Origin of the sequence: Ensifer sp. NPDC090286, assembly GCF_044769565.1 — a bacterium.
Classification (GTDB): Bacteria; Pseudomonadota; Alphaproteobacteria; order Rhizobiales; family Rhizobiaceae; genus Ensifer.
In genome coordinates this window covers 1,431,452-1,444,565 of the sequence record NZ_JBIVYF010000001.1, presented here as the reverse complement: position 1 = coordinate 1,444,565, position 13,114 = coordinate 1,431,452, and the positions used below count along the sequence as shown (strand labels likewise).

The 13,114-nt window shown below is 63.6% G+C and carries 11 protein-coding genes; 8 read left to right on the top strand and 3 right to left on the bottom strand.

Translation table 11 applies throughout. From position 1 onward, the window contains the following. Positions 1–8 precede the first annotated feature (8 nt). From ftsZ to ligA, 6 genes are all read left to right on the top strand, one after another. Positions 9–1,796: a cell division protein FtsZ gene (gene ftsZ / locus ACIQUG_RS07250; protein ID WP_402319095.1), complete on the top strand. Its 1,788-nt coding sequence runs from the start codon at positions 9–11 to the stop codon at positions 1,794–1,796. 334 nt (positions 1,797–2,130) lie between these two features. Then, positions 2,131–3,084 carry a UDP-3-O-acyl-N-acetylglucosamine deacetylase gene (lpxC, locus tag ACIQUG_RS07245; protein ID WP_192446736.1) on the top strand — a complete coding sequence of 318 codons (954 nt, stop codon included), beginning with the start codon at positions 2,131–2,133 and terminating at the stop codon, positions 3,082–3,084. Positions 3,085–3,257: 173 nt separating this feature from the next. Continuing rightward, positions 3,258–4,124, top strand: a complete 867-nt coding sequence (locus tag ACIQUG_RS07240; protein ID WP_043615925.1) for an outer membrane protein assembly factor BamD — start codon at positions 3,258–3,260, stop codon at positions 4,122–4,124. A gap of 35 nt (positions 4,125–4,159) precedes the next feature. Further along, positions 4,160–5,833, top strand: coding sequence for a DNA repair protein RecN (recN, locus tag ACIQUG_RS07235; RefSeq protein WP_192446735.1), 1,674 nt, complete (start codon positions 4,160–4,162; stop codon positions 5,831–5,833). Positions 5,834–5,990: 157 nt separating this feature from the next. Then, positions 5,991–6,980: a hypothetical protein gene (locus tag ACIQUG_RS07230; protein ID WP_402319090.1), complete on the top strand. Its 990-nt coding sequence runs from the start codon at positions 5,991–5,993 to the stop codon at positions 6,978–6,980. Between the two features lie 75 nt (positions 6,981–7,055). Next, entirely contained in the window at positions 7,056–9,209 is a 2,154-nt protein-coding gene (gene ligA / locus ACIQUG_RS07225) for an NAD-dependent DNA ligase LigA (RefSeq protein ID WP_402319088.1), read from the top strand. Positions 9,210–9,240: 31 nt separating this feature from the next. On the opposite strand, the gene ACIQUG_RS07220 is transcribed toward ligA, so the two are convergent. The 3 genes from ACIQUG_RS07220 to ACIQUG_RS07210 all read right to left on the bottom strand — a co-directional run bounded on the left by ACIQUG_RS07220 (position 9,241) and on the right by ACIQUG_RS07210 (position 11,142). Continuing rightward, a complete protein-coding gene (locus tag ACIQUG_RS07220; protein WP_402319085.1) occupies positions 9,241–9,894 on the bottom strand; it encodes a CatB-related O-acetyltransferase in 654 nt (217 codons plus the stop codon). A gap of 208 nt (positions 9,895–10,102) precedes the next feature. Further along, the gene (locus ACIQUG_RS07215) at positions 10,103–10,510 is read right to left on the bottom strand and encodes a VOC family protein (protein WP_192446731.1); all 408 of its coding nucleotides are present in this window, start codon (positions 10,508–10,510) and stop codon (positions 10,103–10,105) included. A 332-nt stretch (positions 10,511–10,842) separates the two neighbouring features. Further along, a complete protein-coding gene (locus ACIQUG_RS07210) occupies positions 10,843–11,142 on the bottom strand; it encodes a hypothetical protein (RefSeq protein WP_402319083.1) in 300 nt (99 codons plus the stop codon). A 249-nt stretch (positions 11,143–11,391) separates the two neighbouring features. On the opposite strand from ACIQUG_RS07210, the gene panC reads away from it, so the two are divergent. Together panC and panB are read left to right on the top strand one after the other, a co-directional pair. Further along, entirely contained in the window at positions 11,392–12,267 is an 876-nt protein-coding gene (panC, locus tag ACIQUG_RS07205; RefSeq protein WP_402319080.1) for a pantoate--beta-alanine ligase, read from the top strand. Position 12,268: 1 nt separating this feature from the next. Next, the gene (gene panB / locus ACIQUG_RS07200; protein ID WP_402319077.1) at positions 12,269–13,090 is read left to right on the top strand and encodes a 3-methyl-2-oxobutanoate hydroxymethyltransferase; all 822 of its coding nucleotides are present in this window, start codon (positions 12,269–12,271) and stop codon (positions 13,088–13,090) included. Positions 13,091–13,114: the final 24 nt, after the last annotated feature.

The following is a 13,114-nucleotide window of genomic DNA, read 5'->3' as shown; positions in this document are numbered from 1 at the left end:
ACGGGACTATGACTATCAACTTGCAGAAGCCGGATATCACGGAGCTGAAGCCGCGCATCACCGTCTTTGGTGTGGGCGGTGGTGGCGGCAACGCCGTCAACAACATGATCACCGCAGGCCTCCAGGGCGTCGATTTCGTCGTCGCCAACACCGATGCCCAGGCACTCACCATGACCAAGGCCGAGCGCATCATCCAGATGGGTGTCGCCGTCACCGAAGGTCTCGGCGCCGGTTCGCAGCCGGAAGTCGGCCGTGCGGCCGCCGAAGAGTGCATCGATGAGATCATCGACCACCTCAACGGCACCCACATGTGCTTTGTCACCGCCGGCATGGGTGGCGGCACCGGTACCGGTGCAGCCCCGATCGTCGCACAGGCCGCCCGCAACAAGGGCATCCTGACGGTCGGCGTCGTCACCAAGCCGTTCCATTTCGAAGGCGCGCGCCGCATGCGGCTCGCCGACCAGGGCATCGCCGAACTGCAGAAGTCGGTCGACACCCTGATCGTCATCCCGAACCAGAACCTCTTCCGCATTGCCAACGACCGCACGACCTTTGCGGACGCGTTTGCGATGGCCGACCAGGTTCTCTATTCGGGCGTTGCCTGCATCACCGACCTCATGGTCAAGGAAGGCCTCATCAACCTAGACTTCGCCGACGTCCGCTCGGTGATGCGTGAAATGGGCCGCGCCATGATGGGCACCGGCGAAGCTTCGGGCGAAGGCCGCGCACTGGCTGCAGCCGAAGCCGCGATTGCCAACCCGCTGCTCGACGAAACCTCGATGAAGGGCGCGCAGGGCCTGCTGATCTCGATCACCGGCGGCCGCGACCTCACCCTGTTCGAACTCGACGAAGCGGCAACCCGTATTCGCGAAGAAGTCGACCCGGATGCCAACATCATCCTTGGTGCGACTTTCGACGAAGACCTCGAAGGCCTCATCCGCGTCTCGGTCGTTGCCACCGGCATCGACCGTACGGCCGCGGAGGTGGCGGGTCGTTCCGCCGACTTTCGTCCGGTAGCAGCAAAGCCGGTCGTCCGTCCGTCTGCCGCGGTTCCGGCCCAGCAGCCGCAGGTCGTTGCCCAGCACCAGCCGGCCCCGGTTCACCAGCCGGTGATGCAGCAGCCGGTCGCCCAGCCGGTTCAGCAGCCGATGCAGCAGCAGGCTACCGCCGACCAGATCGCCGCCGCGATCCGCGAAGCCGAAATGGAACGCGAGCTCGACATCGCCACCCGCGCAGCCCAGGTGCAGGCCCAGGCTCCGGTCCAGCAGCCGATGCACGAAGACAACTTTCGTCCCCAGAGCAAGCTTTTCGCCGGTGCTGCACCGGTAGAGGCCGCTCCGGTCATGCGCCAGCCGCAGCCGCAGATGCAGCCGGTCCAGCCCCAGCCGCAGCCGATCATGCGCCAGGAGCCCGTCGCTCCGGTCATGCGCCAGCAGCCGGAACAGGTTCGCATGCCGAAGGTCGAAGACTTCCCGCCGGTCGTAAAGGCCGAGATGGACCGCCGCGCGCAGCCGGCTGCCCCGATCGCGGAAGAGCGCGGCCCGATGGGCCTGCTCAACCGCATCACCAGCTCGCTTGGCCTGCGTGAACGCGAACAGACCCCGGCAGCCGCCGACATGACGGCTTCCGCACCGACCGCTGCTTCCCAGCAGCGCCGCCCGCTCTCGCCGGAAGCGAGCCTCTATGCGCCGCGTCGCGGCCAGCTTGACGATCACGGTCGCGCTTCGCCGCAGGCGCGCCCGCAAGAAGATGATCAGCTCGAGATCCCGGCGTTCCTGCGCCGTCAATCGAACTGATTGGAAGGCCCGTTCCTTCACCTTGCCGAATGCCCGGGCAACTGCCCGGGCATTTTTGCATTTTGTTCATCATTTCAGGTGTTTGATTCCATGTTACGGACCGTCGCAAATGCGTAACAAAGCGAAACGAACAGTGATTTGGAATGGTGCCTCCAAACTCCTATTTTCAGACTCGGAATTGGGGACGCATGCGATTCGATCAAGCGCTGTCTGTTCGAAACGCAGAGGACCGGTCGTTGAGCCGGGACTCTCGGGCATCTTTCTTGTGCCCTGAAGATTGTTGCGTCCACCAGCAGGTTTTGGCCATCGGCCACAGGTATTGAAAGTGACGAGAATGGGAATCGAATTGCTCGGGTTTCAGACGACGATTGCAAGCCCGGTAACGCTCAAGGGAATTGGCGTTCACTCCGGTGCGGAAGTGTCGATCACCTTCCATCCGGCCGAAGCCGATGCGGGCATCGTTTTCCAGCGCGTCCTGTCCAACGGCCGGGTCAGCGAATACAAGGCGGTTTCCTCGCAGGTCGGCAACACCGATCTCTGCACCGTTCTCGGCATGTCGCCGGCGACCTCGATCGCCACGATCGAACATGTCATGGCCGCGATCTACGCGCTCGGCCTCGACAACCTCACGGTCGAAGTGCACGGCGCCGAAATGCCGATCATGGACGGCAGCTCCGAACCTTTCATCGACGCGATCGAGCTGGTGGGTGTTCGCGCCCTTGCGGTCAAGCGTCGCTACATCCGCATCGTCAAGCCGGTGCGTATCGAATCGGGTGCTTCCTGGTCGGAGTTCACGCCCTATGACGGCATGCGCTTCGAGGTCGAGATCGATTTCGATTGCCCGCTGATCGGTCGCCAGGCCTGGAAGGGCGACATGACGCCGTCCGTCTTCAAGCGCGAACTGTCGCGTGCCCGCACCTTCGGCTTCATGCGCGATGTCGAACGCCTCTGGGCCGCCGGCTTCGCACTCGGCTCCTCGCTCGAAAACTCCGTCGTCATTTCCGACGACAACGCCGTGATCAACGTCGAGGGCCTGCGCTACACCGACGAATTCGTGCGCCACAAGACGCTCGATGCGGTTGGCGACCTCTCGCTCGCCGGCGCGCCGTTCATCGGCTGCTACCGCTCCTACCGCGGCGGCCACAAGATGAACGCCAACGCGCTGAAGGCACTGCTCAGCGACCCGACGGCCTACGAAGTCGTCGAAACGGCAACCCCGCGCCAGCGTACCCGCGCGCGCGATATGGTTGCAGTGGCAGCTCCGGGCTTCGCGCCCTGGTCCGCATAACAAAAAAAGACATCATCTCCTCCAGTCGCCGGCCGAAAGGCCGGCATTTTCATGATAGAGCTGCCACAAATTTGTATGAATCACCGATCATGACGTTGCGGTCTCAAGGTAACTTGCTCTAAAAGCGCATGTCTGGCGGGGTCCATGCCCGCAGAGTGGAACGGGAATATCCGATGGTTCTTGCAGTTTCTGTGGATTTGAAGAAGTCAGCGCGCGTCGCCGCCGTCATTGTCGCGGCTGTTGCCGGCAGCGCCCTGATCACCGCCTGCCAGAACGATCCCGATATCGACATCACCAAGCTGACGGCCGAGACCGATCCGCCGGAAGTGCTCTACAATCAGGGCCTTGCCAACCTCAATGCCGGCAAGACGACGGAGGCGGCGCGCAAGTTCGAAGCGCTCGACCGCCAGCATCCGTTCTCGGAATATGCCCGCAAGGCGCTGGTCATGAACGCCTTCGTTTCCTATCGTAACGGTCAGTACCAGGAGGCGATCAACGCCACCGGCCGCTACCTCAATCTTTATCCGCAGTCGGAAGACGCGGCCTATGCGCAGTACATCCAGGGTCTCGCCTATACCAAGCAGATCCCGGCGGTGACGCAGGACCAGAAGCCGGCGTTCAAGGCGATCGAAGCCATGCAGGCGGTCGTCGACCGCTACCCGGACTCCGAATATGTCGACGACGCCAAGTCGAAGATCCGCTTTGCCCGCGACCAGCTGGCCGGCAAGGAAATGCAGGTCGGCCGCTACTATCTCGAGCGCAAGGAATACCTTGCCGCCGTATCGCGTTTCCGCGTCGTCATCGAGCAGTACCCGAACACCAACCAGGTGGAAGAGGCGCTGGCCCGTCTGACGGAAGCCTACTTCGCGATGGGCGTGACCCAGGAGGCGCAGACCGCTGCCGCCGTTCTCGGCCACAACTATCCGGACAGCCAGTGGTACTCCGATTCGTTCAAGCTGCTGCAGTCGGGTGGCCTGGAGCCACGTGAAAGCGGCAACTCCTGGATCTCGCGTGCCGCCAAGAAACTCGTCGGCGCCTGATCTTATCAGCGCCCTCTAGGAAGATATGACCCCGGATGCTTGCCCAGCTTTCGATCCGCGATATCGTCCTGATTGAACGGCTTGATCTCAATTTCGACGCCGGGCTCTCGGTGCTGACCGGTGAAACCGGGGCCGGCAAGTCCATCCTTCTCGACAGTCTGTCGCTGGCCCTTGGCGGGCGCGGCGACGGCTCGCTCGTCCGCCACGGCTCCGACAAGGGGCAGGTGACGGCGGTCTTCGACGTGCCGATGGGGCATTCGGCGCGGCTGATGCTCAGGGAAAACGGCATCGACGACGACGGCGACCTGATCTTCCGTCGCGTCCAGTCGGCCGACGGCCGCACCAAGGCCTATGTCAACGACCAGCCGATCAGCGTCCAGCTGATGCGCCAGCTCGGCCAGACGCTCGTCGAAATCCACGGACAGCACGATGACCGCGCGCTCGTCGACATCGACGCGCACCGCACGCTGCTCGACGCCTTCGGCGGCACCGCCGACGAAGCGGCGCATGTGAGCGAACTCTATCGCGCCTGGAAGGATGCCGAGCGCGGCCTGAAGAAACACCGCGAGCGGGTCGAGGCGGCCGCGCGCGAGGCGGACTATCTGCGGTCCTCGGTCGAGGAACTGGAGAAGCTCAGCCCCCGCGACGGCGAAGAGGACGAGCTTGCCGAGAACCGGGCGCGGATGATGAAGGCCGAGCGCATTGCCGGCGACATCAACGAGGCCTCGGAGTTCCTGAACGGCAACGCTTCGCCGGTTCCGCTGATCGCCTCGCTCGTGCGCCGTCTCGAGCGCAAGAGCCAGGAGGCGCCGGGTCTGCTCGAAGAAACGGTCGAGCTGCTCGATGGAGCGCTCAACCAGCTTTCGGACGCGCAGATGTCGGTCGAGCGGGCGCTGCGCAACACGGAATTCGATCCGAAGGAATTGGAGCGGGTGGAGGAGCGGCTGTTCGCGCTTCGCGCCGCCAGCCGCAAATATTCGGTTCCGGTCACGGAACTGCCGGCGCTTGCCGTCCGCATGATTTCCGATCTCGCCGATCTCGATGCCGGCGAGGAAAAGCTGAAGCAACTCGATGCCCAGGTCGGCGTGGCGCGGGTGGCGTTCGACGCTTCGGCGCGCTCGCTCTCCGAAAAGCGTCGCCATACCGCGACAGCACTTTCCGACGCCGTCATGGCCGAGCTGCCGGCGCTGAAGCTCGAGCGCGCGCGCTTCATGGTCGAAGTGCAAAGCGATCCGTCGCTGCCGACGGTCGACGGCATCGACCTTGTCGAGTTCCACGTCCAGACCAACCCCGGCACGCGGCCGGGGCCGATCATGAAGGTGGCTTCGGGCGGCGAACTTTCGCGCTTCCTGCTGGCGCTGAAGGTGGCGCTTGCCGATCGCGGCTCGGCGCCGACGCTCGTCTTCGACGAAATCGACACCGGCGTCGGCGGTGCGGTGGCCGATGCCATCGGCCAGCGGCTGAAGCGGCTTTCGGCGACGGTGCAGGTGCTTTCCGTCACCCATGCGCCGCAGGTTGCCGCGCGCGCGGCAACGCATCTCCTGATCTCCAAGGGTCCTTCGGCCGAGAAGGCCGAGATGATTTCCACCCGTGTTGCCCGCATGGACGACAAGGCGCGCACCGAGGAAATCGCCCGCATGCTGGCCGGCGCCTCGATCACCGAAGAGGCGAGGGCGGCAGCCGCTCGCCTGCTTTCCGGCAACGGCTAGATCATCCTGCCGCCAAGTGGAAACATTGGCGGCTGAAATGCGATGTCCTCAGAGTGCGCATCCGAACCCACGGCCTTGGGCTTCCTAAGCCTTTTGGTTGAATTGTTGCGCCGCTGCACCCGTGTTCTATTTCCTCTGCGGTTGGGGCACTTCGAGCATGTGGGAGAAACTTCAGCATAGACTGGAGATCCGGTTTGCGCAGATGCGTGCGCATCCGGAACTGATCCTGCTCATCGCGCTCGCCTATGCCGGCCTTATCCTGACCATAAGGGACGCGAACCAGGAGCTGGGTGGCTTCGGGGTGGTCGCGTGTGTTGCGATCGCCGGGATTGCAGCAACTCTTGTCGCAAGGCTACGACGTGGCTCACAGTTCGGGCCGGCGGAGGAGGTGGCCGATCCTCAACCGCCGAACGCGGACGAAGCCACCCCGTTGGCGCTTGTGGCGCCCTGCGCGCGTGTGGACCGTTCCTATCTTGTCCGCGTCCCGGCGCCGACGGCGGTCGCCTATGATGTGGTCCGCAAGGCACAGGATGTGTTTCGCAGCGGCGCGATCGATCCCGAAGAGGATATGAAAGCGTTCCATTCCGATCCCTACAGCCTGATTTGCCTGCAGGATCCCGACGAAAACATCTTCGGCTTCATCGACTACTACGCTTTCGAGAAGAACCACTTCAAACTGTTCCTGCAGGGCCACTATGCCTTCGACAATCTCTTGGCGAGCGGGCTGCTTGCCCATCCGCAGGCGCGAAAGGCAAAGGTCGTCTATCTCGCGACCATCCTCAATCTGAGCTTCCTGCTCGATTCCATGCGTGCCGAGCGTCGCCGGCAGAACGGCATCCTCGTCTGGGCGACGGTCTCGGCGATCCTCGAACACCACACGTTCCCGCCCGATGGCATCGACATCTACAGCATCGGCTGGGACAAGGGCGGGGCCGCGATCCTGAAGATGTTCGGCCTGCAGCCGGTCAGCCGGGTGATGCGTGGCCAGGCGAAAGGCAAATGGATCTACTGCAAGCGTGGCGTCCAGAAAAAGGATCTGGAGGCCATTCGCTGCCGGTATCAGAAGCGCTATGAACGCTGGTGCGAACTGGATGTCCGGCCGCTTGCCGGGATCGCGACGGGGAGGGCCAATGCCACGGGCGCGTGAGTTGACGGCGCCGGACGGTCTTTTCTTTCCCAGCGGTTGCTCTACAAAACGGTACCGAATCCGGAGTTGTCGCGCATGTCCCAAGAATTGAAACCCGTCGAGAATCTCAACGAAGCGGAAGCGGCCGAAGCGCTTGGCTTTCTCGCGGCCGAGCTTGCGCGCCACGACGCGCTTTATCACGGCCAGGATGCGCCTGAGATTTCGGATGCGGACTATGACGCGCTGAAGCGGCGCAACGATGCGATCGAGGCGCGTTTTCCGGCGCTGATCCGCGAGGACAGCCCGTCGAGGAAGGTGGGCGCGGCGCCGTCCGTCACCTTCCAGCCGGTCGTTCACGCCCGGCCAATGCTGTCGCTCGACAACACGTTTTCCGACGAGGACGCCCGCGATTTCGTCGCCTCGGTCTATCGCTTCCTTGGGCAGCTACCTGACAATTCGATCGCCTTTACCGCCGAGCCGAAGATCGACGGCCTGTCGATGTCGCTGCGCTACGAAAACCGCCGGCTGGTGACGGCCGCAACCCGCGGCGACGGCACGACGGGGGAAAACGTCACCGCCAACATCCGCACCATCGGCATGATCCCGCAGACGCTGCCGGCCGGCGCGCCTGACATCGTCGAGGTGCGCGGCGAAATCTACATGGCGAAATCCGACTTTGCCGCGCTCAATGCCGAAATGGCGGCGCTCGGCAAGCCGCTCTACGTCAACCCACGCAACACGGCATCCGGGTCGCTGCGCCAGCTCGATGCCAAGGTGACGGCGAGCCGCAAGCTGCGTTTCTTTGCCTATGCTTGGGGCGAGATCTCGGACATGCCCGCCGATACGCAGATGGGCATGGTCGAGGTCTTCAAGTCCTGGGGCTTCCCGGTCAACCCGCTGATGCAGCGGCTCTCCTCGGCCGATGCGCTGCTCGAACATTACCACCATATCGAGCGCGAACGGCCGGATCTCGACTACGACATCGACGGCGTCGTCTACAAGGTCGATCGGCTCGACCTGCAGGCCCGCCTCGGTTTCCGCTCGCGCTCGCCGCGCTGGGCGACGGCGCACAAGTTCCCGGCCGAGCAAGCCTTTACCCGACTGACGGCGATCGACATCCAGGTGGGCCGCACCGGCGCGCTGACGCCGGTGGCACGGCTCGAGCCGATCACCGTCGGTGGCGTCGTCGTCACCAATGCGACGCTGCACAACGAGGATTACATCAAGGGTCTCGGCAATTCGGGCGAGCCGATCCGCGAGGGCCGCGACATCCGCATCGGCGACATGGTGATCGTCCAGCGCGCCGGCGACGTCATTCCGCAGATCGTCGATGTGGTCATGGACGAGCGCAAGGAAGGCTCCGAGCCCTATCGCTTCCCGACGACATGCCCCGTCTGCGGCAGCCATGCGGTGCGGGACATCAACGAGAAGACCGGCAAGGTGGATGCCGTGCGCCGCTGCACCGGCGGCTTCGTCTGCCGCGCCCAGGCGGTCGAGCACCTGAAGCACTTCGTCTCGCGCAACGCCTATGACATCGAGGGCCTCGGCTCGAAGCAGATCGAGTTCTTCTTCGAAAGCGAGGATCCGACGCTTTCGATCCGCACGGCGCCCGATATCTTCACGCTGGAGAAGCGCCAGGAGGCGTCACTCACGAAGCTCGAAAACATCGACGGCTTCGGCCGCGTCAGCGTGCGCAAGCTTTACGACGCCATCAACACGCGCCGCTCGATCGCGCTACAGCGCTTCATCTACGCGCTCGGCATTCGCCATGTGGGCGAGACGACGGCAAAACTCTTGGCGCGCTCCTACGGCAATTACGAACACTTCGGCACCGCGATGAGCGAGGCTTCGACGTTTACGGGCGACGCCTGGAACGAACTCAACAGCATCGACGGCATCGGCGAGGTCGTCGCCCGCGCCATCGTCGAGTTCTACAAGGAGCCGCGCAACCTCGAAGTGGTCAACCGGCTGCTGTCCGAGGTGACGCCGGAGGCGGCGGAAGCGCCGGTCGCGAGCGACAGCCCAGTCGCCGGCAAGACGGTCGTCTTCACCGGTTCGCTCGAAAAGATGACGCGCGACGAGGCCAAGGCCAAGGCCGAAAGCCTCGGCGCCAAGGTGGCCGGATCCGTGTCGAAGAAGACCGATATCGTCGTTGCCGGCCCGGGCGCCGGCTCCAAGCTCGACAAGGCCCGCGAACTCGGAGTCCAGACCATGGACGAGGACGAATGGCTGGCGCTGATCGGCGGGTGATCCCCGCCGGTTGGCAATCGGCGGAGCGTCGTTACGCCTGCCTGCTGTCGTACTCTTCAGAGGCGGCTTTCAGGGCGGCAATATCGTCGGCGCAGATGAAACGGCGTAGCGCGTCGAACTTTGATCGTTCCCACCGGTAGATGCCGAGCGCAAGCAGCGTCTCGACATCGGCCGCGGGGAAACGCTGGCGGACGGGGCGGGCAGGGTTCCCCGCAACGATGGTGTAGGGTGCAACGTCCTTCGTGACGATGGCGCCCGACGCCACGACGGCGCCTTCACCCAGCGTCACACCCGGCATGATCATGGCCCGCATGCCGATCCAGGCGCCGTCGCCGATGATGGTGTCGCCCTTGCCGACATAGGCTTCGCCGATCACGTCGAGGAAGGGATAGAGGCTCACCCAATCGGTGCGATGGGTGTGGTTGCCACCCATGAGGATCACCGCCTCGGCGCCGATAGCGACATAGTCGCCGATCCGCAGTTGATCGATTGGCCATTGCGGCTCCCAGGCCTTTAGGCTGTAGTCGTCGCCATAGAGGTAGCGAACCACACTCTCCTCGAAGGATCCGGTCCAGGCGTTGCTGTAGTAGCTGTTGCTGCCGCGCACGTGAATGTTCGGGTTGCGCACGGTCTCGTGCAAAAGCTCGACCTTGGACCAATGCTTGGCTTCGACCTTCGTGGACATGGGGTTCCTCATTCTCAATGCTTGCAAGCGAAGCTGCGCGTCGCTCGCCTTTCGTATTCCGTCCCAATTATCGGATTTACCGACCGCTTTCTTCTCAAATCGAGCGCCGACCGGAAGCTCTGGCCGGCACTGCGACCATTCCATCACACAAAAACGCCCGCCGCTTTTGGCGGCAGGCGCAAGGTTCGGCGGGCAATGCTTGAGTTCATCAGCCCTGCTGCTGGGCTGCTTCCTGGTCCATCCACATGAACTCCCAGACGTGGCCGTCGAGGTCCTGGAAGGAGATGCCGTACATGAAGCCGTAGTCGAGCGCCGGCTTCCACGGCTTGGCGCCGGCAGCGAGCGCCTTGGCGAGCATGTCGTCGCATTCGGCGCGGCTGCCGGCCGAAAGGGCGGTGATGACCTCGGTGCCCTTGCGGGCATCGCTGATCTCGCCGGTGATGAAGTCGCGGAACTTCGGTTCGGTCAAAAGCATGACGAAAATATTGTCCGAGATCACCGTGCAAGCGGCCGTATCGTCGGAGAACTGCTCGTTGAAGGTGAAGCCGAGCGCGGCGAAGAATGCGCGCGAGGCCTTCAGATCCTTGACCGGCAGGTTTACGAAAATCATGCGCATGAAATGCTCCTTGGAATGGATTTTGTGTTTTACGGATCTGATCACTTCGTTGTTTTTTACGAAACCGCGAAGCGATCCAACTCTTTGATTGACGCAACTCCGGACGGAAAACCGCGTCGCACTTTTCCTGGAGTTGCCCTAAGGACGAACGCCGGTCGACGGTCCCGACATCGGCTCAAAGATTTTTTTGAGCCGGGCTGATGTGGGGCGCAACTTCAGGTTTTCAAGCGGAGCGGGGCCTGCGTCGAAGCTGCTATTGGATCGACGGTGCTAGCGGCTGCGTGCAGCCTCAAAGGGCGCGCGAAGGCGCGCGCCGCGGCTTGGTGCCATTGTCACTTCACGGTGCAGATGCCGTTGGCGCCGCCCTTGCCGGTGTAGGACACGCTCGGCGAGCCGTCGGGATTGATGCTGAGCGAGATGGTAACGCCCGCACCCTTGGCCTCGTAGTAGTTCTCGTTGAACACTTTCAGCTTGGCTTCCTTGCCATTGATGTAGATCGGGCCGCCTTCGTCGGCATGGACCTCGATCTTGCCGGGGCAGGTGGCGTTGACGAGCGGGATTTTGGCTTCGGCGGCCGCGGCAACGGCAAGCGTCGGGACAAGAAGGCCGAGAAGGCGCAGGCAGGGTTTCATCTCGCTCTCCAGCGTGGGTTGCAGGTGGCATCGATGGCCAACCGTGACAGGCTGTCGGGGGAAGTCAAGCGCGGCCGCGCGTCATCAACCTGTCATCAATCCGATTGTTTTTTTGCGCTGCACAAGATAGAGGATTGCAGCCGAATTTTATGCAAATGCCTTTTCGTGGAGCAGGTCGCGGCCATCTCCGAAGGCAGCGCGCCAGCACCCCAAAGGGCAGGGCGCCGGCGCGGATTGGAGGGTCCGGAGATGAAGACTTTCACCACCATCGCCGAGCTGCGTGCAGCGCTTGCAGAACATCGCCGCGCAGGCAAGACCGTCGGCTTCGTGCCGACCATGGGCTATCTGCATGTCGGCCATATGGAGCTGATGCGCCGGGCCCGCGAGGAAAACGGCATCGTCGTCGCCAGCATCTTCGTCAATCCGCTGCAGTTCGGCGCCAACGAAGACCTCTCCAAATATCCGCGCGATCTCGCTCGCGACCAGGCGATGCTCGAAGCGGGCAGCGTCGACTATCTCTTCGCCCCCGGTGTGGCCGACATGTATCCGCGGCCGATGGAAACGGTCGTCGACGTGCCGACGCTCGGCAGCGAGCTCGAGGGCTCGGTGCGCCCCGGCCATTTCGCCGGTGTCGCCACGGTCGTCACCAAGCTCTTCAACATCGTCGGGCCCGATCGCGCCTACTTCGGCGAGAAGGATTTCCAGCAGCTGCAGATCATCCGCCGCATGGTGGAAGACCTTGCCCAGCCGGTCACCGTCATCGGCGTGCCGACGGTGCGCGAGGCCGACGGGCTCGCCTGCTCGTCGCGCAATGTCTATCTGACGGCCGAAGAGCGGCGTGCGGCGGCGATCGTGCCGAAGGCGCTCGATGAGGCGGCCCGTCTCGTCGCATCCGGCGTCTATGATGTCGCGGCACTCGAAAAGGCCGTGACCGCGTTTCTCGCGAGCGAGCCGCTGGCGAAGCCCGAGGTCGTGGCTGTCCGCGATCCCGAGACGCTGGAGACGATCGAAACGATCGGCGACCGGCCGGTGCTGCTGCTTCTCTTCGTCCGCTTCGGCACGACGAAGCTGCTAGACAACCGCGTGATCGCCCCGAAATCCGCGTCCTTTGCAAAGGTTGCCTGACATGAGCGTGCAGTCACAGAAGCGTCGTCTCAGCCCCGCCAACATCGAAGCGCTGAAGGGCGAACGCCCGATCGTCAGCCTGACGGCCTATACGACGCCGATCGCCCGGCTGCTCGATCCGCATGTGGATTTCCTGCTGGTCGGCGATTCCGTCGGCATGGTGCTCTATGGGCTCGACACCACCGTCGGCGTGACGCTGGAAATGATGATCGCCCACGGCCAGGCGGTCATGCGCGGCTCGCAGCAGGCTTGCGTCGTCGTCGACATGCCCTTCGGCTCCTACCAGGAGACGAAGGAGCAGGCGTTCCGCAGTGCCGCGCGCATCCTGAAGGAAACCGGCTGCAGCGCGGTGAAGCTCGAGGGTGGGGCGGAGATGGCCGAGACGGTCGAGTTCCTCGTCAGCCGCGGCATTCCGGTTCTCGGCCATGTCGGGCTGATGCCGCAGCTCGTCAACACCACAGGCGGCTATCGTTCGGTCGGCCGCAACGACAAGGAAGTGGCGAAGATCCGCCGCGACGCCAAGGCGATCGACGATGCCGGCGCGTTCGGCATCGTCATCGAGGGGACGGTGGAACCGGTGGCCCGCGAGATTACCGCCGAGCTGCGCTCACCGACGATCGGTATCGGCGCATCGCCGGCCTGCGATGGCCAGATCCTTGTTTCCGACGACATGCTCGGCCTTTTCAACGACTTCAAGCCGCGCTTCGTCAAGCATTTCGCCGAACTGGCACCGGCCATCTCCAAGGCGGCCGAGGCGTATGCAAACGAGGTGAAGGCGCGTAGCTTCCCCGGTATCGAGCATACGTTCCAGGTCAAGAAGTAGGCGGCAGTTGCCCCGCGCCGGCCG